Below are 19,993 nucleotides of genomic sequence, written 5' to 3'. Positions count from 1 at the left end.
GTGGGATAGAGGTTCCAGAGCGTTTTGGAATATTGCTCAGGCGCTGATCAGTTGATAGGCCACCGAGAACATCATCGCGGCTACCAGCAGGTCCAGCAGGCGCCAGGTGGCCGGGCGTGCCAGCCAGGGTGCCAACCATGCCGCACCCAGCGCCAGGGTGGCGAACCACAGGAACGATGCACTGGCTGCACCGGCTACGTAGGCACCGGGTTCGGTTTGTTGCGCGCCCAGGGAGCCGATCAGCAGGACGGTATCCAGGTAGACATGGGGGTTGAGCAAGGTGACCGCCAAAGCGCTCAGCAGCACAGCGCGCAATGAGCGCGTCTTGAGGCTGTCGCTTTGGTCCAGGCTCTGCTTGGAGCACGCCCTGCGCAGCGCGCATGCGCCGTACCAGAGCAAGAACGCTGCACCGCCCCAGCGTGCCACCGCCAGCAGTATCGGGCTCTGCGCCAGCACGGTGGCCAGCCCGAATACCCCAGCGGCCACTAGCAGTGCGTCGCAGATCACACACAACGCCGCCACGGGTAAGTGATGTTCGCGGCGCAGGCTCTGCGCGAGTACGAATGCATTTTGGCTGCCGATTGCCATGATCAACCCGAGGGCCACCAGCAAACCGTTCATATAGCTTTGCCACATAGAGGGAGATCCTTGTTGATGCTCAAACGATGCTGGCTATGGTGCGGGTCGGGGCTGTATAAGAAAAACCAATATTGCTGATCGCTCATTAGAGAAACTGATGTTCGACTATAAATTGCTTTCTGCCTTGGCGGCGGTGGTGGAACAAGCCGGCTTTGAGCGCGGTGCCCAGGTGTTGGGGCTGTCGCAGTCAGCCATCTCCCAACGCATCAAGCTATTGGAGGCGCGCGTCGGCCAGCCGGTGTTGATACGGGCCTCGCCGCCAACGCCCACCGATATCGGCCGGCGCCTGCTCAACCATGTGCAGCAGGTGCGTTTGCTGGAGCGTGACCTGCAAAGCCAGGTGCCGGCCCTGGACGAGGAGGGCATGCCTGAGCGCCTGCGCATTGCCCTGAATGCCGACAGCCTCGCCACTTGGTGGGCCGAGGCAGTCAGCGACTTCTGCGCCGAACAGCATGTGTTGCTGGACCTGGTGGTCGAAGACCAGACCGTGGGCCTCAAGCGCATGCGCGCCGGTGAAGTGGCGGCCTGCATTTGTGCCAGCGAGCGTCCCGTGGCCGGCGCTCGCAGCCTGTTGCTGGGCGCCATGCGTTATCGGGCGCTCGCCAGCCCGGCCTTTCTGGCGCGGCATTTTCCTGGAGGCGTGCGGGCCGACCAATTGGCGCGCACGCCTGCGCTGGTGTTCGGCCCGGATGATTTCCTACAGCACCGCTACCTGGCGTCCCTAGGAGTGGACGGTGGTTTCGAACACCATCTATGCCCGTCATCCGAAGGTTTTATCCGCCTGACGGAAGCCGGCCTGGGGTGGGGCCTGGTGCCTGAATTGCAGGTGCGCGACCAGTTGGAAACCGGTGTATTGGTCGAGTTATTGCCAGATAAGCCCATCGATGTGCCGTTGTACTGGCATCATTGGCGCAGTGGCGGGCAACTGTTGGGCTTGTTGACCGACCATCTGGCCGATGTGTGTGGCCATTGGTTGGTGCCGTTGGAGTGATGGCGCGCGTCAAGGCAAGAGCGATGAAAAATGAAAGAACACGGAGTACGACATGAAAATTCTGGTCACCGGCGCAAGCGGCTTCATTGGCGGGCGCTTTGCGCGCTTCGCCCTTGAGCAGGGCCTGGACGTGCGGGTCAACGGGCGGCGCGCCGAGGGTGTGGAACACCTGGTGCGGCGCGGTGCCGAGTTCATCCAGGGTGATTTGAATGATGCCGACCTTGTGCGCGACCTGTGCCGCGATGTCGAAGCCGTGGTGCATTGCGCCGGCGCCGTCGGGCTGTGGGGCAAGTACCAGGACTTCCACCAGAACAACGTATTGGTCACCGAAAACGTCGTCGAAGCCTGCCTGAAACAGCGCGTCGGGCGCCTGGTGCACCTGTCGTCGCCGTCGATCTATTTTGACGGTCGCGATCACCTTGGGCTCACCGAAGAGCAAGTGCCCAAGCGTTTCAAGCATCCCTATGCCGCTACCAAGTACCTGGCCGAGCAGAAGGTGTTCGGCGCCCAGGAGTTCGGCCTGCAAGTGATAGCCCTGCGCCCACGCTTTGTCACCGGTGCCGGCGATATGAGTATCTTCCCGCGCTTGCTGAAAATGCAGCGCAAGAACCGCCTGGCGATCGTCGGCGACGGCTTGAACAAAGTCGACTTCACCAGCGTGCACAACCTCAACGAGGCGCTGCTCAGCAGTTTGCTCGCCACCGGCTCGGCCCTGGGCAAAGCCTACAACATCAGCAATGGCGCACCGGTGCCGATCTGGGATGTGGTGAACTACGTGATGCGGCAGATGGAGCTGCCCCAAGTGACCCGCTATCGGTCCTACGGTTTGTCCTACAGCGTGGCGGCGTTGAACGAGGCATTCTGCGCGATGTGGCCGGGGCGGCCGGAACCGGCGTTATCGCGTCTGGGCATGCAAGTGATGAATAAAAACTTCACCCTCGACATCAGTCGCGCCAGGCATTATCTCGACTACGAGCCCAAGGTCAGCCTGTGGGCCGCGCTCGACGAGTTCTGCAGTTGGTGGAAAGCCCAGGACCCGGGCCGCCAATAACCTCATAAGCAGCAACACTTCGGGAACCCAATTCCAGGTTCCGAGTCGATCCATGCGCCGGGAGTGCGGTTTATACTCCTGCCGCTCGGCTTTACAGCCAGCCATCTCATTGATTCAGGGTAGATTCATGCGTAACGATGCTAAAGACGACTTCGACAACGTTCCCAGCCTGCGGGCCGACCTTGGGGATGACGATGATTTCGTGCCGACCCCCGCGACGTCGGTGCGTTCGCGAACGACGCCCGTGGTCAAGGTCAAGAGCGCCAGCACAGGCCCGTTGTGGGCACTGGTCGGCGCGCTGTTGATCGCTTTTGCGGGCCTGGCCTGGTGGAGCTTCCAGCAGATTTCCCTGATGGGCCAGCAGTTGGTTGCCACCCAGGAAAGCTTTGCCCGCATCAGCGAGGAAGCGGCAGGACGGCTGCAGGCGATTTCCGGCAAGGTCGTGGCCAGCGAAGCGAATGTGAACAACGGCAGCGAAGCCTTGAAGCTGCAGATCAAGCAACTGGAAGCCCAGTTGCAGGAGCAGGGCAAGCAACAGTTGGGCGTAGCGGGTCAAGCCTCCGAGTTGGACACCCGCCTGGCCCAGATGAGTGCCAGCACCACCGAACTGACAGCGGCCAATACCAAGCTGCAAGGCCAGGTGCAGGCCCTCACTGACGCGGTCGCCGGCCTCACGGCAGCACAGGCCGAGATCAAGGGCCTGGCCACCGATGTGGCGGCGTTGAAGAAACAAGGTAACCCAAGCGCGGCCATCGCCCGTCTCGAGCAAGACCTGGTGGTACTCAAGAGCGCGCAGGAAAACCAGCCGGCCAACATCGACGCGCCGACCAACAAAGAATTCGATGTGTTCCGCATCCAGACCACGCGCAATATCACCACCTTGCAGAGCCAGGTGCAGAACTTGAATCAGCGTCTCAATGCGCCTGCTGCGGTCACCCCACTGGGTCAATGAACTCAAAATCATCCTCTGTAGGAGCGAGCTTGCTCGCGAAAAACGTTAACGATCCCGCAGGTTCCCTGGAATAAACGCGGCGCTTGTGAGCTTTTCGCGAGCAAGCTCGCTCCTACATTCGGGTGTTGATTGTCACCGCTCGGTGACATTTCTTTTCCCCTTCGTTACTTGCCCCTGCCGCGCCCTTGTTTAGACTCCGGTCATCCCAAAAAAACAATAAGGGCCACCCATGACCACCCACCCACTGCCTGCCAGCAGTTGGCTGAATGCACCTGCCCATTACGCTTGGCTCGCCGCAGAAGGCCTGCGCCTGTTGGCGTTCGCCAAGGCATCGCGCCTGCCGGACGGGTTCGGCAACCTCGACGATAAAGGCCAGTTGCCGGCCAATGCCCGCGCCGAAACCATGAACACCGCGCGCATGACCCACAGCTTTGCCATGGCCCATGCCATGGGGTTGCCGGGTTATGCCGAACTGGTGGCGCACGGTGTGGCAGCGCTCAGCGGCCCGCTGCGTGACAGTGAGCACGGTGGCTGGTTCGCCGCGCCCCAGGCGGCTGATGGCAACACCGGCAAGGCCGCCTACCTGCACGCCTTCGTGGCCCTCGCCGCCAGCTCTGCCGTGGTGGCCGGCGCGCCGGGTGCGCACACATTATTGAACGACGCCGTCCATATCATCGACCAGTTCTTCTGGAGCGAAGAGGAGGGCGTCATGCTCGAATCCTTTGTCCGGGACTGGAGCGGCGTCGAAGCCTATCGTGGCGCCAACAGCAACATGCACGCCACCGAAGCTTTCCTGGCATTGGCCGATGTCAGTGGTGATACACGTTGGCTGGACCGTGCGCTGCGCATCGTCGAACGGGTGATCCACACCCACGCCGCTGGCAACCAGTTCATGGTCATCGAACATTTCGATGCGCACTGGAAGCCGTTGCTCGGTTACAACCAAGACAACCCCGCCGATGGCTTTCGCCCCTACGGCATCACCCCCGGCCATGGTTTCGAATGGGCGCGGTTGCTGCTGCACCTTGAAGCTGCGCGCCTCAAGGCCAAGCTGGCCGCGCCGGACTGGCTGGTGAGCGACGCCAAAGGCCTGTTCGCCAGTGCCTGCGAGTATGCCTGGGCGGTGGATGGTGCGCCGGGCCTTGTCTACACTCTGGATTGGAACCAGCGCCCGGTGGTACGCGAGCGCCTGCACTGGACCCATGCTGAAGCCAGCGCCGCTGCTCAGGCGCTGCTCAAACGTACCGGCGAGCTGCATTACGAAACCTGGTACCGACGCTTCTGGGAGTTTTGCGAAACCCACTTCATCGACCGGCTCCAGGGCAGTTGGCACCACGAACTCAGCCCGCACAACCAACCCAGCAGTAAAATCTGGGGCGGCAAACCTGACCTGTACCATGCCTGGCAAGCGGTCGTGCTGCCTGCACTGCCCTTGGCACCCAGCCTGGCCAGTGCATTGGGCAGTGGATGCTATGTCACCAAGTGGTGACATTTGTACGTCCCTTTGTTACCTGCGCCCCGAAAATCCATGTTTAAACTCCGTGCAGCGCAAGCTCTAGACTTGCATGCATAACAACAAGAAAAGGTACTCAGATGAACGCGATTAATCGCCTCGCCGTCGCTATTTCCATTGCCTCGTTGTTCCCCCTCAGTGCATTTGCCGCCGACTCCAAAGGTACGGTGGAAGTGGTGCATTGGTGGACCTCCGGCGGTGAAAAAGCGGCTGTGGATGTCCTGAAGGCCCAAGTTGAGAAAGACGGCTTCACCTGGAAAGACGGTGCAGTGGCAGGCGGCGGTGGCGCCACCGCCATGACCGTGCTGAAAAGCCGCGCGGTCGCTGGCAACCCGCCAGGCGTTGCCCAGATCAAAGGCCCCGATATCCAGGAATGGGCCTCTACTGGCCTGCTCGACACCGATGTGCTCAAAGACGTCGCCAAAGAAGAAAAATGGGATTCGCTGCTCGACAAGAAAGTCTCCGACACCGTGAAATACGACGGTGACTACGTGGCCGTGCCGGTGAATATCCACCGCGTGAACTGGCTGTGGATCAACCCGGAAGTCTTCAAGAAAGCCGGCATCACCAAGAACCCAACCACCCTCGAAGAATTCTATGCAGCGGGCGACAAGCTCAAGGCTGCAGGCTTCATTGCGCTCGCCCACGGCGGCCAGCCTTGGCAGGACAGCACCGTGTTCGAAGCGGTGGTGCTTTCGGTAATGGGCGCTGATGGCTACAAGAAAGCGCTGGTCGACCTGGATAACGGCGCACTGACCGGCCCGGAAATGGTCAAGGCCCTCACCGAGCTGAAGAAAGTCGCGACCTACATGGACGTCGACGGCAAGGGCCAGGACTGGAACCTGGAAGCTGGCAAGGTCATCAACGGCAAGGCCGGCATGCAGATCATGGGTGACTGGGCCAAGTCCGAGTGGACCGCCGCCAAGAAAGTCGCCGGCAAGGATTATGAGTGCGTAGCGTTCCCGGGCACTGATAAAGCCTTCACCTACAACATCGACTCCCTGGCGGTGTTCAAGCAGAAAGACAAAGGCACTGCCGCGGGTCAGCAGGACATCGCCAAAGTAGTGTTGGGTGAAAACTTCCAGAAGGTGTTCAGCATCAACAAGGGCTCGATCCCCGTGCGTAACGACATGCTGACCAAGATGGAATCCTACGGCTTTGATTCCTGCGCCCAGACCGCCGCCAAGGACTTTTTGGCCGACGCCAAGACTGGCGGCCTGCAGCCAAGCATGGCGCACAACATGGCCACCACCCTGGCGGTGCAAGGTGCGTTCTTTGATGTCGTGACCAACTTCATCAACGACCCGAAAGCCGACCCGGCCGACACGGCCAAGAAGCTTGGCGCGGCGATCAAGTCGGCCAAGTAACACCCTATGTAGGAACCCGGCTTGCTGTGGCGAGGGAGCAAGCTCCCTCGCCACAAAAGCGGGTTCCTGCAGGCTGTAGTCCTTTTTCCCTGTACTGGATTTTCCCATGAGTTCTGTTGCTGTGTTCAGCAAGGCCTCGCCATTCGATGTGCTGCAGCGCTGGCTCCCTAAACTGGTGCTGGCGCCGAGCATGTTCATCGTGCTGGTGGGCTTTTATGGCTACATCCTGTGGACGTTCGTGCTGTCGTTCACCACCTCGACGTTCCTGCCCAGCTACAAATGGGCGGGCCTGGCGCAGTATCAGCGGCTGTTCGATAACGACCGCTGGTGGGTGGCGAGTAAGAACCTGGCCGTGTTCGGCGGCATGTTCATCGGCATCACCCTGGTGATCGGTGTGCTGCTGGCGATTTTCCTCGACCAGAAAATCCGCCGCGAAGGCTTTATCCGCACCATTTACCTGTACCCGATGGCGCTCTCCATGATCGTCACCGGTACCGCCTGGAAATGGCTGCTCAACCCGGGCATGGGCCTGGACAAACTCCTGCGGGACTGGGGCTGGGAAGGCTTCCGTCTCGACTGGCTGATCGACCCGGACCGCGTGGTCTACTGCCTGGTGATCGCCGCTGTGTGGCAAGCCTCGGGCTTTATCATGGCGATGTTCCTCGCCGGCCTGCGCGGTGTTGATCAGTCGATCATCCGCGCTGCGCAGATCGATGGCGCAAGCCTGCCGCGTATCTACTGGAGCGTGGTGCTGCCGAGCCTGCGCCCGGTGTTCTTCAGTGCGGTGATGATCCTGGCGCACATTGCGATCAAGAGCTTCGACCTGGTGGCGGCAATGACCGCAGGCGGCCCGGGCTACTCGTCCGACCTGCCGGCTATGTTCATGTACTCGTTCACCTTCAGTCGCGGCCAGATGGGCATGGGTTCGGCCAGTGCAATCCTGATGCTCGGTGCGATCCTCGCGATCATTGTGCCGTACCTGTATTCCGAGCTGAGGACCAAGCGCAATGACTAGTCTCGCCGCAAAACCTGCCATCAGCCTGAGCCGCATCGCGATCTACGCGGTGCTGATCCTGGCGGTGCTGCTGTACCTGGTGCCGCTGGTGGTGATGCTGCTCACCAGCTTCAAGACCCCGGAAGACATCAGCACCGGTAACCTGCTGAGCTGGCCCACCGTGGTCAGCGGCATCGGCTGGGTCAAGGCCTGGGCCACCGTGGATGGCTACTTCTGGAACTCGATCAAGATCACCGTTCCTGCTGTGCTCATCTCTACCGCCATTGGCGCCTTGAACGGCTACGTGTTGTCGTTCTGGCGCTTCCGCGGTTCGCAGTTGTTCTTCGGCCTGCTGCTGTTCGGCTGCTTCCTGCCGTTCCAGACTGTGCTGCTGCCCGCGTCGTTCACCCTCGGCAAGATGGGCCTGGCCAGCACCACCACCGGCCTGGTGTTTATCCACGTGGTCTACGGCCTGGCGTTCACCACGCTGTTTTTCCGTAACTACTACGTGAGCATCCCGGATGCGTTGATCAAGGCGGCACGCCTGGACGGAGCGGGTTTCTTCACCATCTTCCGCCGGATCATCCTGCCGATGTCGACGCCGATCATCATGGTCTGCCTGATCTGGCAGTTCACCCAGATCTGGAACGACTTCCTGTTCGGTGTGGTGTTCTCCAGCGGCGACTCCCAGCCCATCACGGTAGCGCTGAACAACCTGGTCAACACCAGCACCGGGGCCAAGGAATATAACGTGGATATGGCGGCGGCGATGATCGCCGGGCTGCCGACCCTGCTGGTCTATGTGATCGCAGGCAAGTATTTCGTGCGCGGCCTCACGGCCGGCGCGGTCAAGGGGTAATCATGGCTACGCTTGAACTTCGCAATGTAAACAAGACCTATGGCGCCGGCCTGCCCGACACCTTGAAGAACATCGAACTGTCGATCAAGGAAGGCGAGTTCCTCATCCTGGTCGGCCCGTCGGGCTGTGGTAAATCCACGCTGATGAACTGCATCGCCGGCCTTGAGACCATCACCGGCGGCGCGATCATGATCGGTGATCAAGACGTGAGCGGCATGAGCCCCAAGGACCGTGACATCGCCATGGTGTTCCAGTCCTACGCGCTGTACCCGACCATGAGCGTGCGCGAGAACATCGAGTTCGGCCTCAAGATCCGCAAGATGCCGCAAGCCGACATCGACGCCGAAGTGGCGCGCGTGGCCAAGTTGCTGCAGATCGAACACCTGCTCAACCGCAAGCCGGGCCAGTTGTCCGGTGGCCAGCAACAGCGCGTGGCCATGGGCCGTGCCCTGGCGCGTCGACCGAAGATCTACCTGTTCGACGAACCGCTGTCCAACCTCGACGCCAAGCTGCGGGTCGAGATGCGTACCGAAATGAAGCTGATGCACCAGCGTCTGAAAACCACCACCGTCTACGTGACCCACGACCAGATCGAAGCGATGACCCTGGGCGACAAAGTGGCGGTGATGAAGGACGGCATCATTCAGCAATTCGGCACCCCGAAGGAAATTTACAACGACCCTGCCAACCTGTTTGTGGCAAGCTTTATCGGTTCACCACCGATGAACTTCGTTCCCATGCGCCTAAAACGCCAGAACGGTGGTCTGGTCGCGCTGCTCGACAGCGGCCAGGCCCGTTGCGAGTTGCCGCTGGGCATGAATGACGCCGGTTTGGAAGACCGCGATGTGATCCTGGGCCTGCGCCCGGAGCAGATCGTGCTGGCAGCGGGCGAGGGCAACGGCTCGTCGAGCATTCGCGCCGAAGTGCAGGTGACCGAGCCTACCGGCCCGGACACCCTGGTGTTTGTGCAGCTCAACGACACCAAGGTCTGCTGCCGTTTGGCGCCGGACGTGGCGCCGCAAGTGGGCGAGACCCTGACCTTGCAGTTCGACCCGGCCAAGGTATTGCTGTTTGACGCCAAGACCGGTGAGCGGTTGGGCGCAGTGGCTTCATTGCCGGCACAGGGGCATGCCGACAATGTGACCCAGTTCAAGGGCCGTTAAGCAAGATAAGTGATTGTTTTAGTTAAAAAATGTAACCCGCGTTAGATAAAAACAGTTTAATAACAATAAAGACGAGGATGTAGGGATGAAAAAGCAACACAACAACACCCGGCTGATCTGCCAACTGTCAGCGGCAGCAGCCCTTGTATTGTCCGCCAATGCGATGGCGGCCGATGCATTCAGCGCCGATTCCAAGTGGATGACCGGCGATTGGGGCGGCGAGCGTACCAAGCTGATCGAGCAAGGTATCGACATCAAGGCTGACTACGTGGGCGAGATGGGCTACAACGCCCACGGCGGCTACAACGACGACAAGACCGGTCGTTACTCCGACCAGTTCGGTCTGGGCGTGGCGCTGGACCTGCAAAAACTGTGGGGCTGGGATAACACCCAGGCCAAGATCCAGTTGACCAATCGTAATGGCCAGAACATCTCCAATGACCGCATTGGCGACCCGCGTGCCGGCACCTTGAGTTCCTCGCAAGAAGTGTATGGCCGTGGCCACATGGTGCGTCTGACCCAGTTCTGGATTCAGCACCAGATGTTCGACAACAAGCTGGACGTGAAGCTCGGTTACTTCGGTGAAGGCGAAGACTTCAACACCTTCCCTTGTGACTTCCAGAACCTGTCGTTCTGCGGCTCGCAGGTCGGTAACTACGTCAATACCTGGTACAACTGGCCGGTCGCCCAGGCCGCTATCCGCGTGAAATACAACATCACGCCTGAGCTGTATGCGCAAATCGGTGCCTACAACCAGAACCCGTCGCAGCTGGAGCACGGCAACGGCTTCAAACTCAGCGGCAGTGGTACCAAGGGCACCGTGATTCCGGTGGAATTGGTCTGGTCGCCGAAGGTTAATAACCTGCCGGGCGAATACCGTGTGGGTTTCTATAAAAGTGCGGCCGATGCTCCGGATGTACGTGAAGACGTCAACGGTAACGATGCGGTCCTCAGCGGCGCCGACTTCCGTACCCGCAGCAGCAAGAAAGGCTACTGGTTCGTTGCGCAACAGCAACTCACCACCCATAACGGCGACGCTTCCCGTGGCCTGAACATTGCAGCCAACGCGACCTTCCATGACAAGGAAACCAACCTGGTCGACAACTACCAGTCGTTGATGCTCGTGTACAAAGGCCCATTCGACGCGCGTCCAAAAGATGACGTCGGCATTGGCGTCGCTCGCCTGCATGTCAACGATGACGTGAAGAAGAACTCTCAATTGCTCAACGCCGCCAATGGTGTGAGCGACTACGACAATCCGCTGTACACGCCGATTCGTGAGACTGAATACAACGTCGAACTCAACTACGGTTTCCACGTCACCAACTGGCTGACTGTGCGTCCGAACCTGCAGTACGTTGTCCAGCCTGGCGGCGTGGATAAAGTCGACAACGCGCTGGTAGCGGGCCTGAAAATTCAGTCTACGTTCTAACGCTGTTGCGATAAGCTCCTCTCTCTGTGCGCATTTGCGGGTAGCCATGGCTATCCGCTTTTTTTTGCGTGGCACTGTGATATTCGGGACCTGGGCACATGCACGAGCAACCGCTGCAACGCTTTTTCAAATCCCTGCGCGAGCGTCCGGTGTTCGCCTGGGAGCGCTTTCAGATGCGCGATGTGTTGGTGATCGACCACCCCCTGTGCCAGGCGGTGTTCAGTCGCCAGGGCGCGCAATTGCTGCACTTTCAACCTACGGGCCAGAAGCCGTGGCTGTGGTGTGCCGCCAAATGGCCGCAAGTCGGGGCTATCCGTGGTGGCGTACCGGTGTGCTGGCCGTGGTATGGCCGCCACCCCAGCGAAAATGCCTGGCCGTCCCACGGATGGGCCCGCTTGATCGACTGGAAACTGCTCGACAGCAGCACCGATGACGACGGCGTGCGCCTGCACTGGCAATTGCAGCTGTGCGACTGGCAGGTGGACTTGCACGCGCACCTGGGTGACACCCTGGAACTGCGCCTGAGCACCGAGCATCACGACGAGCTGCCGTGCCAGTTGAGCCATGCATTGCACGCTTACTGGCGTATTGGTCACGTCGATGAGGTAGCGCTGTCTGGGCTCGAAGGAGCACAAGGTTACGACCAGCTCAATCGCCAGGTTTGCCAGCAGGAAGGTGAATTGCGGGTCGATGGCGGATGCCAGCGGGTGTTCCAGCATGAGGGCGAATTGCAGCTCAAGGACCACGCCTGGCAGCGTGAACTGTGCATCGACACCGGCGACAGCGCCGATACGGTGGTGTGGCACCCGGGGAGCCGGCCGCTGTTGGGCGTGAGCTTTAACGAAGCGTCGGGGTTTGTGTGCGTAGAGGCGGCGATGGCGGCGGCGAGCCTGGCGCCGGGGGAGAGGGCCCACTTGAGTTTGCAGGCCAGGGCAGGGGTTTAGCGGTGTGGCTGATGGCGCTATCGCAGGCAAGCCAGCTCCCACCTTTGGAATGCATTCCCCTGTGGGAGCTGGCTTGCCTGCGATAGCGCCGGTACTGCTGGTAGAGCTGCCTGCTAGTTGAATTCATCCCCAACCGGATACCGGCTGTCATTCAAACTCTCTTTGATCTTGCGCAAATGCGGCTGGAAATCCACTCCGCGACGCAGGGTCATACCCGTTGCCAACACGTCCAATACCGTCAATTGGATAATCCGAGAAGTCATCGGCATGTAGATATCCGTGTCTTCCGGCAACGGGATGTTCAGGCTCACCGTACTGGCCTTGGCCAGCGGCGAGTTTTCGGCGGTCACGCCCAGCACTGACGCACCGTTTTCCCGAGCGATACGCGCCACTTCCACCAGTTCGCGGGTACGGCCGGTGTAGGAAATGATCACGAACAACTCACCAGTGTGCGCCACCGAGGCGATCATGCGTTGCATCAGCACGTCGGCGTGGGCGGTCACCGCCAGGTTGAAGCGGAAGAACTTGTGCAACGCGTCCATGGCTACGGGGGCCGAAGCGCCGAGGCCAAAGAAGTGGATTTGCCGCGCCTGGATCAACAAGTCCACGGCCTTGCTGATCAGCGCCGGGTCCAGGGCCTGGCACGCACTGTCCAAGGAGGCAATGGCGCTGCCAAAGATCTTCTGGGTGTAGGCCTCGGGGTTATCATCGGCCTCCACGGCGCGGCTGACATACGCGGCGCCACTGGCCAGGCTTTGCGCCAACTGCAATTTGAGTTCAGGGTAACCGCTGACACCGAACGAACGGCAGAAGCGGTTGACCGTCGGTTCACTGACCGAGGCGGCCTGGGCGAGGGCGGCGATCGAGAAGCGTGTGGCCTGCTGCGGGTTGAGCAGGATCACTTCAGCGACTTTGCGCTCGGCCTTGTTCAATTCTTCGAGGCGGTTCCGGATCTGTTCCAGAAGATTTCGCACGCGGTCCATTCAGTCTTTCCTTCGGGCGACGATGCAAATAAAAAGGCGGTAACCAATCGATGAGTGGCTTTTCGCGGTGGCCTATCCTACTGAGGGTAGCTGAACACCACCACTCGCAATGCGTATTTCGGGAAAATGTTGTGGTTATTACTACATTTTTCCTTGAGTGATGCCTTGAAAAAAGGTATTTGTAGCTTAACTTGATAAAAGAACAAACATCATGCCTTCGATAACCGTGGAACCCTGCACCTTTGCCCTGTTTGGCGCCTTGGGTGATCTGGCGCTGCGCAAGTTATTTCCTGCCCTTTATCAACTCGATGGCGCCGGGTTGCTGCACGACGACACACGCATCCTGGCCCTGGCCCGTGAAGCCGGCTCCGAGCAGCAACACCTGGCCCATATCGAAAAAGAATTGCGTAAATACGTCGGCAAAGAGCTCGACGAAGCCGTGGCCCAGCGTTTCCTCGCACGCCTGGCTTATGTGCATGTCGACTTCATGAAGGCCGACGACTACGTCGCCCTGGCCGAAAAAGCCGGCAGCGAGCAACGCCTGATTGCCTACTTCGCCACCCCGGCGGCGGTGTACGGCGCGATCTGCGAAAACCTGTCCAAGGTCGGCCTGGCGGAAAATACCCGCGTAGTGCTGGAAAAACCCATCGGTTCGGACCTGGAGTCGTCGCGCAAGGTCAACGACGCCGTGGCGCAGTTCTTTCCGGAAAACCGCACCTACCGCATCGACCACTACCTGGGCAAAGAGACGGTGCAGAACCTGATCGCCCTGCGTTTCGCCAACAGCCTGTTCGAAACCCAGTGGAACCAGAACTACATCTCCCACGTGGAAATCACCGTGGCCGAGCAGGTTGGCATCGAAGGCCGTTGGGGTTACTTCGACAAGGCTGGCCAACTGCGCGACATGATCCAGAATCACCTGTTGCAACTGCTTTGCCTGATTGCCATGGACCCGCCCGCCGACCTGTCCGCCGACAGCATCCGCGACGAGAAGGTCAAGGTGCTCAAGGCCTTGGCGCCGATCAGCCCCGAGGGCCTGACCACTCAGGTAGTCCGTGGCCAGTACATCGCCGGCTACAGCGCTGGTAAAGCCGTGCCGGGTTACCTGGAAGAAGACAACTCCAACACCCAGAGCGACACCGAGACGTTCGTTGCCCTGCGTGCCGATATCCGTAACTGGCGCTGGGCCGGCGTGCCGTTCTACCTGCGTACCGGCAAGCGTATGCCGCAAAAACTGTCGCAGATTGTCATTCACTTCAAGGAACCGTCCCACTACATCTTCGCCCCGGAGCAGCGTCTGCAGATCAGCAACAAGCTGATCATCCGCCTGCAGCCGGACGAAGGTATTTCCCTGCGTGTGATGACCAAGGAGCAGGGCCTGGACAAAGGCATGCAACTGCGCAGCGGACCGCTGCAATTGAATTTTTCCGACACCTATCGCAGCGCACGCATCCCCGATGCCTACGAGCGATTGTTGCTGGAAGTGATGCGCGGCAATCAGAACCTGTTTGTTCGCAAAGATGAAATCGAAGCCGCGTGGAAGTGGTGTGACCAGTTGATCGCCGGCTGGAAAAAATCCGGTGATGCGCCCAAGCCTTATGCGGCGGGGTCCTGGGGGCCGATGAGCTCCATTGCACTGATCACGCGGGATGGGAGGTCGTGGTATGGCGATATCTGAATTGAAACTGCCTCAGGGCGTCACTGCCCATGAGTACCGTACGCCTGCGCTGCTGGCCGATGGCCTGGCCAATGACGTGGCTGAACAACTGCGCTCGGCCATCAGCGCCCGTGGCGAGGCCACGTTGGTGGTGTCCGGTGGCCGCAGCCCCGTGGCGTTTTTCCAGAACCTGGCCAAGCAGGGCCTGGACTGGTCCATGGTCACCATCACCCTGGCCGATGAACGCTGGGTGCCGGTCGAACATGCCGACAGCAATGCTGGCCTGTTGAAGCAACACTTGCTGCAAGGTCCGGCGGCCAAGGCGAAGTTCTTGAGCCTGTACAGCCCCGCTGCCAATCTTGAAGACGCTGCCGAGCAGGCCGATCGCCTGCTGGGCGAGTTGCCAGCCATTGATGTGCTGGTGCTGGGCATGGGCGATGACGGCCACACCGCATCGCTGTTCCCCAACAGCCCTAACCTGAGCGAAGCGCTGAAGGCCGACGGTACCCGCCGTTGCTGGCCGATGCTGGCGCCCACTGTGCCGCACCAGCGCCTGACCATGAGTCGTGCGCTGCTGGCCACGGCCAGCTACACCGTGCTGTCGATTTCCGGCAGTTCGAAATTGACCACCTTGAGCGCCGCGCTGGCCAGCGACGATGTTGCTGCCATGCCGATTCGCGCGTTTTTGCAACCTACTCTAGAGATTTACTGGTGCCCATGAGCCAAGGATCAGCCGCTATGAAAAGCCCTCAACCGACCGTGTCCATGGCGGATAAAGTTGCCTTGATCGACAGCCTCTGCGCCAAGGCGCGGATCCTGCCGGTGATCACCATCGCCCGCGAGCAGGACATCCTGCCGTTGGCCGACGCCCTGGCCGCTGGCGGTTTGACCGCGCTGGAAGTGACCCTGCGTTCCGAGTTCGGCCTCAAGGCCATTCAGGTCTTGCGCGAGCAACGTCCTGAGCTGTGCACCGGTGCCGGTACCGTGCTCGACCGTCACATGCTCGAAGCGGCAGAAGTGGCAGGCTCGCAATTTATCGTCACCCCCGGCATCACCCGTGACTTGCTGGAAGCCTCGGTACACAGCCCGATCCCGCTGTTGCCGGGCATCAGCAACGCCTCCGGCATCATGGAAGGCTACGGCCTGGGTTATCGCCGCTTCAAGCTGTTCCCGGCTGAAGTCAGCGGTGGTGTTGCTGCCATCAAGGCTCTCGGCGGCCCGTTCGGCGAAGTCAAATTCTGCCCGACTGGCGGTGTTGGCCCGGCCAACATCAAGAGCTACATGGCGTTGAAAAACGTGATGTGCGTGGGCGGCAGCTGGATGCTGGATCCGGAGTGGGTCAAGAACGGCGACTGGGCGCGTATCCAGGAAGTCACTGCCCAGGCGCTGGCGCTGCTGGACTGAACTGATTTATCGAATCGTTGTTGCTGTGCTTAACGGCATTTTTGCGGCGCACTTGGTCGGTGTGCCGCTTTTTTTTGCCTGTAAAAAAACCTCAAGCACATCGCCGCTTTGAAGGTGGGAGCTGGCTTGCCTGCGATAGCTCTTTATCAGTTAGCCCATCTTTGGCTGATACACCGTTATCGCAGGCAAGCCAGCTCCTACAGTTTTAAACGGTGTTTAGTTTGGTGATCGCATGGACTAGCGCATTGATGTCCGCCGCCGACGTCAACAGCCCCGGCGTCACCCGGATACAGGTGCCAAACGCTGCTCCCGTGCGCGTGGTGGTGAACAGGCCGTGCTCCTTGAGCAACCGGTCCACCATCGTCTGCTGATCACGCCCGATGAGCTTGAAGGCTGTGATCCCGCAGTACAGTCGCGGGTCATCCGAGGTCAGTACTTCAATCCCCGGCAGCGGCCGTACCTGGTTTACCCACAGGTTGCGCAGGTAATTGACGCGTGCGCCCTTGGCCGCAGCGCCACCCAACTGTCGATGCTCTTCAAACACGAGGGGCAAGGTCATGAGCGCCGGAAAGTTCGGCGTGCTGTAGGACGTACGCGCTCGCACATCGGTGGCTGGGTAGTGAAACTCGCCCATATCCGGGTCGATATCGGCCAGGCGCTCCGGTGCGATGTACAAAAAGCCCAGGGTCAGCGGCGCGCCGATCCACTTGTGCAGGTTGAAGCCTGCGAACTGAATGCCCAGTTCGGCCAGGTTGAAGTCGATCTGGCCCAAGGCGTGGGCGCCGTCGAGGATCACGTCGATTGCGCGTTCGCGCGCGGCCTTGGCAATGGCCGCAACCGGCATGACCAGGCCCGTACGGTGGGTCACATGGGTCAAGGCCATTAATCTCAGACGCGGGTACTGCACAAACGCATCGTGATAAGTCTGCACCAGGCTGTCGAAACTGGCCGGGTGGGTGTGGGCCACCTCTATCACTTCCACGCCGCGAGTCGCTGCCAGCCAGCGCATGGCGCCTTTGACCGTGTCGTATTCCAGGTCGCTGATCAGCACCTGGTCGCCGGGTTGCAGGCGGTTGTAGTTGCGGATCAGTGACTGCAAGGCTTCGGTAGCGTTACGGGTGAAAGCGACCGATTCGGGGTCGACATCAATCAACCCGGCCAACTGGCGGCGTATCTCGTTGTTTTCACCCTGTTCAAAACGCTGGCGCACATGCACAGAGTTGCTGCGGTTGATAAAGCTGATGTGCTCAAGGTACTGGGCCTGCACCGCCCGGCTCATGCGCCCGAAGTAGCCGTTTTCCAGGTTGATCGGGCCGGGCTCGTATTCATAGCGCTGGGCGATGGCGTGCCAGTGCGGTTCGTTATCGGCATTCCTTGGCATGGTGAGTCTCTCAGTGGCGGGGGGCGGGTCTGCCATGTTTGGCGCGCAGTGGTTCAAGCAATTCGGACAGGCCGTTGTGGTCGATTTCCTGCATCAAGGCCAGCAAACCGCCCAGTTCCCCGTGGGGGAAACCTTCACGGGCGAACCAATTCAGGTAGGGCCCGGGCAGGTCGGCAATGATCCGGCCTTTGTATTTGCCAAAGGGCATTTGACGGGTGATCAGCAGTTCGAGTTTTTCGGGATTCATGAGCGTCGTAGGGTTGAGGCCAGGCTTTCGAAAATACAGGCATTCTGCATGAAGGCCAAATGACAGATCATGCAAATAACCAACATACAGATGGTTCAATAATTCGTAAGATATTGAAAATAAACACAAAAATAATTTTTCTAAACCTGGCACGGGCGCTGCAATAACCAAGGCAACCTTCTAACCCGTACAAGGAATTGAAAAATGACTGATATCAACAAAGAATCGATCTCCGTACTGAACGACCTGATTGAGACCAGCATCGACGGCCAAAAGGGTTTCAAGGAATGCGCTGAAGACATCAAGCATCCAGAACTCAAGGCCCTGTTTGCAAAGCGCTCCGCTGATTGCGCGACAGCCGCTGCTGAACTGAAAACTGCTGTGCGTGCCTTGGGTGGCGATCCTGAAGATTCCGGCAGCATGGCCGGCGCCTTGCACCGTGGCTGGGTCGACGTGAAGTCGATGGTCACCGGCAAGGACGAAGAGGCCGTATTGAACGAAGCCGAGCGCGGTGAAGACCACGCACTGAAGGCTTACAAGGAAGCGATCGAGAAGATCAACAAGCACAACCTGGTGGGCATTCGTGACTTGGTTGAGCGTCAGTACCACGGTGTACAGCGTAACCACGACCAGGTAAAAGCCCTGCGTAACCAGGCTCGCGCTCAGTCGTAAGACCTGAGGTAAGACCTACGCTGGACCTAGTGTGGGAGCGGGCTTGCTCGCGAAAGCGGTGGATCAGTCACTGTTGTATTGGCTGATACACCGCATTCGCGGGCGAGCCCGCTCCCACATTTTTTTATGCAAAGGCTGGAATGTAGATCAGCCGATGCTGATTGGCGGCAGCTCGGTCAGGGTCACGACTTGCTGTTTGCGTGGCGCCAGAATTTCCGCCTCGCCATCGACTACCAACTCATCACGCTGATTGAACACCCGAGTGGCAATGCGCACGCGAAACTTCGGCAGTTTCTCGAGGATTTCCAAACGCACGGTCAGGGTGTCGCCGATCTTCACCGGTTTCTGGAAGGTCATTTGCTGGCCGATATAGATCGTGCCTGGCCCAGGCAACTCGCAGGCCACCGCCGCGCTGATCAGCGCGCCGCTGAACATGCCGTGGGCAATTCGCTCCTTGAACATGGTCGCCTTGGCGTATTCAGCGTCCAGGTGCACCGGGTTGTGGTCACCCGACATGGCGGCGAACAGCTGGATATCGCGCTCTTCGACGGTTTTGCTGAAGCTGGCAGTCTGGCCCACTTCAAGCGCTTCGTACGGGGTGTTGGTTACCTGGGTCATCTCAACGTGCATCCTGTGGCTTAACGGTAATTAATCGGCTGATTTTAAAGCAAAAACTATTCGCAGCGGGTGGGCCTGCGCAACGCCAGCGCCTGGTCGAGCCAGGTCAGCAGGTCGGCGGTGACTTCATCACGGTTGGTTTCGTTGAATACTTCATGGCGCGCCTGCGGGTAAAGCGTCAATTGCACGTCCTGGCAACCGGCCTCACGCAGGGCGTGGGCCAGGTGCTTGAGACGCTTGCCTTCACTCACCGGATCACGATCGCCGCCCATCACCAGGATCGGCAGGCCGGGATCAATCTGCGCCAGGTTGGAGACTTTGCTGATCTGCTGCAAGCCGCCCAACAGGTCGATCCACAGTTGATTGGTGCAACGAAAGCCACAGAGTGGGTCGTTGATGTAGTTGTCCACTTCAACCGGGTCGCGGCTGAGCCAGTCAAAGGCGGTGCGATTGGGTTTGAAGGCTTTGTTAAATGAGCCGAACGACAAGAAGTCGATCAACGCACTGCGCCCTCGCAGGCCTTGGCGTGCACGCTCGATGCGCGCAATGATTCGCGCTGCACGGTAGAGGGCCACCGGTTGGAAATTCGAGCCGCTGAGTATTGCGCCATGCAAGCTGGCGCTGTGATGCAGCAAGTATGCCTGGGAGATATAGCTGCCCATGCTGTGGCCCAGCAAGATGATCGGTAGCGCGGGGTGCTGTTGGCCGATGTGCTGATTAAGGCTGGCCAGATCGCCCACGACTTTGTTCCAGCCATCCGTTTCAGCATATAGCCCAACGGTGCCGGCCTCGGCGGTACGGCCATGCCCACGCTGGTCCAGCGCATATACGCCATACTCTGCGCCACACAACGCCTGCGCCAGGCGCGCATAGCGACCGCCGTGCTCGGCCATGCCATGGGAAATCATCACCACGGCCTTGGGCGGGCCGTCGGGCATCCATTGGTTGACGTACAGACGGGTGTGGTCGTTCGCGGTCAGCCAGAAGGTGCTGTGGTTCATGGCGGCTTCCTTTGCTCAGGGTGGTGGCATTGTATAGCTCATCCGGCGTGAGGCGGGGTATCTGCCTACGCCTTAGGTACAAGATTCATACAATCAATGACACAGTTCAGCGTCTTGCCTGTTTG

20 protein-coding genes are annotated in these 19,993 nt (G+C 59.8%); 14 read left to right on the top strand and 6 right to left on the bottom strand.

The features are described from left to right. Positions 1-36 precede the first annotated feature (36 nt). Positions 37-636, bottom strand: coding sequence for a LysE/ArgO family amino acid transporter (locus CLM72_RS21940; protein ID WP_032895568.1), 600 nt, complete (start codon positions 634-636; stop codon positions 37-39). Between the two features lie 100 nt (positions 637-736). Here CLM72_RS21940 and CLM72_RS21935 point away from each other — a divergent pair, with 100 nt between their 5' ends. From CLM72_RS21935 to CLM72_RS21890, 10 genes are all read left to right on the top strand, one after another. Beyond that, a complete protein-coding gene (locus CLM72_RS21935) occupies positions 737-1,630 on the top strand; it encodes a LysR family transcriptional regulator ArgP (protein ID WP_054896698.1) in 894 nt (297 codons plus the stop codon). Positions 1,631-1,682: 52 nt separating this feature from the next. After that, positions 1,683-2,681 (top strand): NAD(P)-dependent oxidoreductase, encoded by a 999-nt coding sequence (locus CLM72_RS21930; RefSeq protein ID WP_034128528.1) that lies wholly within the window; start codon positions 1,683-1,685, stop codon positions 2,679-2,681. 127 nt (positions 2,682-2,808) lie between these two features. Continuing rightward, a complete protein-coding gene (locus tag CLM72_RS21925; RefSeq protein ID WP_105228127.1) occupies positions 2,809-3,633 on the top strand; it encodes an ATPase in 825 nt (274 codons plus the stop codon). Between the two features lie 229 nt (positions 3,634-3,862). After that, positions 3,863-5,122 (top strand): AGE family epimerase/isomerase, encoded by a 1,260-nt coding sequence (locus tag CLM72_RS21920; protein WP_105228125.1) that lies wholly within the window; start codon positions 3,863-3,865, stop codon positions 5,120-5,122. A 104-nt stretch (positions 5,123-5,226) separates the two neighbouring features. Then, on the top strand, positions 5,227-6,513 hold the full coding sequence (locus CLM72_RS21915) for an ABC transporter substrate-binding protein (RefSeq protein WP_003193767.1): 1,287 nt from the start codon (positions 5,227-5,229) through the stop codon (positions 6,511-6,513). Positions 6,514-6,619: 106 nt separating this feature from the next. Beyond that, positions 6,620-7,528: a carbohydrate ABC transporter permease gene (locus tag CLM72_RS21910; protein ID WP_003193765.1), complete on the top strand. Its 909-nt coding sequence runs from the start codon at positions 6,620-6,622 to the stop codon at positions 7,526-7,528. Beyond that, positions 7,521-8,366: a carbohydrate ABC transporter permease gene (locus CLM72_RS21905; RefSeq protein WP_003193763.1), complete on the top strand. Its 846-nt coding sequence runs from the start codon at positions 7,521-7,523 to the stop codon at positions 8,364-8,366. Before CLM72_RS21910 ends, CLM72_RS21905 begins: the two co-directional genes overlap by 8 nt. 2 nt (positions 8,367-8,368) lie before the next feature. Continuing rightward, positions 8,369-9,529 carry an ABC transporter ATP-binding protein gene (locus CLM72_RS21900; protein ID WP_096144824.1) on the top strand — a complete coding sequence of 387 codons (1,161 nt, stop codon included), beginning with the start codon at positions 8,369-8,371 and terminating at the stop codon, positions 9,527-9,529. A gap of 85 nt (positions 9,530-9,614) precedes the next feature. Further along, positions 9,615-10,961, top strand: a complete 1,347-nt coding sequence (locus tag CLM72_RS21895; RefSeq protein ID WP_054918236.1) for a carbohydrate porin — start codon at positions 9,615-9,617, stop codon at positions 10,959-10,961. A 98-nt stretch (positions 10,962-11,059) separates the two neighbouring features. Continuing rightward, a complete protein-coding gene (locus tag CLM72_RS21890; protein ID WP_054896703.1) occupies positions 11,060-11,905 on the top strand; it encodes a D-hexose-6-phosphate mutarotase in 846 nt (281 codons plus the stop codon). 113 nt (positions 11,906-12,018) lie between these two features. Here the strand turns inward: CLM72_RS21890 and CLM72_RS21885 are convergent, their stop codons facing one another. Then, positions 12,019-12,879: a MurR/RpiR family transcriptional regulator gene (locus CLM72_RS21885; protein ID WP_169856377.1), complete on the bottom strand. Its 861-nt coding sequence runs from the start codon at positions 12,877-12,879 to the stop codon at positions 12,019-12,021. A gap of 220 nt (positions 12,880-13,099) precedes the next feature. On the opposite strand from CLM72_RS21885, the gene zwf reads away from it, so the two are divergent. From zwf to CLM72_RS21870, 3 genes are read left to right on the top strand one after another with little or no spacing between them, the layout of a single operon-like run. Continuing rightward, positions 13,100-14,566, top strand: a complete 1,467-nt coding sequence (gene zwf / locus CLM72_RS21880; protein WP_034128521.1) for a glucose-6-phosphate dehydrogenase — start codon at positions 13,100-13,102, stop codon at positions 14,564-14,566. Further along, complete coding sequence (gene pgl, locus CLM72_RS21875) at positions 14,553-15,266, top strand: 6-phosphogluconolactonase (protein WP_105228123.1); 714 nt, start codon at positions 14,553-14,555, stop codon at positions 15,264-15,266. The genes zwf and pgl overlap by 14 nt, the downstream gene beginning before the upstream one ends. A gap of 17 nt (positions 15,267-15,283) precedes the next feature. Further along, a complete protein-coding gene (locus tag CLM72_RS21870; RefSeq protein ID WP_026067364.1) occupies positions 15,284-15,949 on the top strand; it encodes a bifunctional 4-hydroxy-2-oxoglutarate aldolase/2-dehydro-3-deoxy-phosphogluconate aldolase in 666 nt (221 codons plus the stop codon). A 205-nt stretch (positions 15,950-16,154) separates the two neighbouring features. On the opposite strand, the gene CLM72_RS21865 is transcribed toward CLM72_RS21870, so the two are convergent. Both CLM72_RS21865 and CLM72_RS21860 read right to left on the bottom strand, forming a co-directional pair. After that, positions 16,155-17,330 (bottom strand): aminotransferase class V-fold PLP-dependent enzyme, encoded by a 1,176-nt coding sequence (locus tag CLM72_RS21865; RefSeq protein WP_105228121.1) that lies wholly within the window; start codon positions 17,328-17,330, stop codon positions 16,155-16,157. Positions 17,331-17,340: 10 nt separating this feature from the next. Beyond that, positions 17,341-17,577: a DUF3820 family protein gene (locus tag CLM72_RS21860; RefSeq protein WP_003193750.1), complete on the bottom strand. Its 237-nt coding sequence runs from the start codon at positions 17,575-17,577 to the stop codon at positions 17,341-17,343. Positions 17,578-17,781: 204 nt separating this feature from the next. Here CLM72_RS21860 and CLM72_RS21855 point away from each other — a divergent pair, with 204 nt between their 5' ends. After that, positions 17,782-18,249: a PA2169 family four-helix-bundle protein gene (locus tag CLM72_RS21855; RefSeq protein WP_003193748.1), complete on the top strand. Its 468-nt coding sequence runs from the start codon at positions 17,782-17,784 to the stop codon at positions 18,247-18,249. A gap of 147 nt (positions 18,250-18,396) precedes the next feature. On the opposite strand, the gene CLM72_RS21850 is transcribed toward CLM72_RS21855, so the two are convergent. Beyond that, positions 18,397-18,867, bottom strand: coding sequence for a MaoC family dehydratase (locus CLM72_RS21850; RefSeq protein WP_003193747.1), 471 nt, complete (start codon positions 18,865-18,867; stop codon positions 18,397-18,399). Between the two features lie 56 nt (positions 18,868-18,923). After that, on the bottom strand, positions 18,924-19,868 hold the full coding sequence (locus CLM72_RS21845; RefSeq protein ID WP_105228119.1) for an alpha/beta hydrolase: 945 nt from the start codon (positions 19,866-19,868) through the stop codon (positions 18,924-18,926). Positions 19,869-19,993: the final 125 nt, after the last annotated feature.

Origin of the sequence: Pseudomonas sp. MYb193 (genome assembly GCF_002966775.1) — a bacterium.
GTDB lineage: Bacteria > Pseudomonadota > Gammaproteobacteria > Pseudomonadales > Pseudomonadaceae > Aquipseudomonas > Aquipseudomonas paracarnis.
The sequence above is the reverse complement of the archived record's forward strand: the minus strand, read 5'-3'. Positions and strand labels throughout refer to the sequence as shown.

Bases quoted from the DNA above. Each gene is read 5' to 3' on its own strand.
- CLM72_RS21930 (WP_034128528.1), top strand. From the start codon at position 1,683: ATGAAAATTCTGGTCACCGGCGCAAGCGGCTTCATTGGCGGGCGCTTT.
- CLM72_RS21870 (WP_026067364.1), top strand. From the start codon at position 15,284: ATGAAAAGCCCTCAACCGACCGTGTCCATGGCGGATAAAGTTGCCTTG.
- CLM72_RS21855 (WP_003193748.1), top strand. From the start codon at position 17,782: ATGACTGATATCAACAAAGAATCGATCTCCGTACTGAACGACCTGATT.
- CLM72_RS21910 (WP_003193765.1), top strand. From the start codon at position 6,620: ATGAGTTCTGTTGCTGTGTTCAGCAAGGCCTCGCCATTCGATGTGCTG.
- CLM72_RS21940 (WP_032895568.1), bottom strand. From the start codon at position 636: ATGTGGCAAAGCTATATGAACGGTTTGCTGGTGGCCCTCGGGTTGATC.
- CLM72_RS21850 (WP_003193747.1), bottom strand. From the start codon at position 18,867: ATGACCCAGGTAACCAACACCCCGTACGAAGCGCTTGAAGTGGGCCAG.
- CLM72_RS21845 (WP_105228119.1), bottom strand. From the start codon at position 19,868: ATGAACCACAGCACCTTCTGGCTGACCGCGAACGACCACACCCGTCTG.
- CLM72_RS21890 (WP_054896703.1), top strand. From the start codon at position 11,060: ATGCACGAGCAACCGCTGCAACGCTTTTTCAAATCCCTGCGCGAGCGT.
- zwf (WP_034128521.1), top strand. From the start codon at position 13,100: ATGCCTTCGATAACCGTGGAACCCTGCACCTTTGCCCTGTTTGGCGCC.
- CLM72_RS21920 (WP_105228125.1), top strand. From the start codon at position 3,863: ATGACCACCCACCCACTGCCTGCCAGCAGTTGGCTGAATGCACCTGCC.
- CLM72_RS21915 (WP_003193767.1), top strand. From the start codon at position 5,227: ATGAACGCGATTAATCGCCTCGCCGTCGCTATTTCCATTGCCTCGTTG.
- CLM72_RS21895 (WP_054918236.1), top strand. From the start codon at position 9,615: ATGAAAAAGCAACACAACAACACCCGGCTGATCTGCCAACTGTCAGCG.
- CLM72_RS21900 (WP_096144824.1), top strand. From the start codon at position 8,369: ATGGCTACGCTTGAACTTCGCAATGTAAACAAGACCTATGGCGCCGGC.
- CLM72_RS21865 (WP_105228121.1), bottom strand. From the start codon at position 17,330: ATGCCAAGGAATGCCGATAACGAACCGCACTGGCACGCCATCGCCCAG.
- pgl (WP_105228123.1), top strand. From the start codon at position 14,553: ATGGCGATATCTGAATTGAAACTGCCTCAGGGCGTCACTGCCCATGAG.
- CLM72_RS21860 (WP_003193750.1), bottom strand. From the start codon at position 17,577: ATGAATCCCGAAAAACTCGAACTGCTGATCACCCGTCAAATGCCCTTT.
- CLM72_RS21935 (WP_054896698.1), top strand. From the start codon at position 737: ATGTTCGACTATAAATTGCTTTCTGCCTTGGCGGCGGTGGTGGAACAA.
- CLM72_RS21925 (WP_105228127.1), top strand. From the start codon at position 2,809: ATGCGTAACGATGCTAAAGACGACTTCGACAACGTTCCCAGCCTGCGG.
- CLM72_RS21905 (WP_003193763.1), top strand. From the start codon at position 7,521: ATGACTAGTCTCGCCGCAAAACCTGCCATCAGCCTGAGCCGCATCGCG.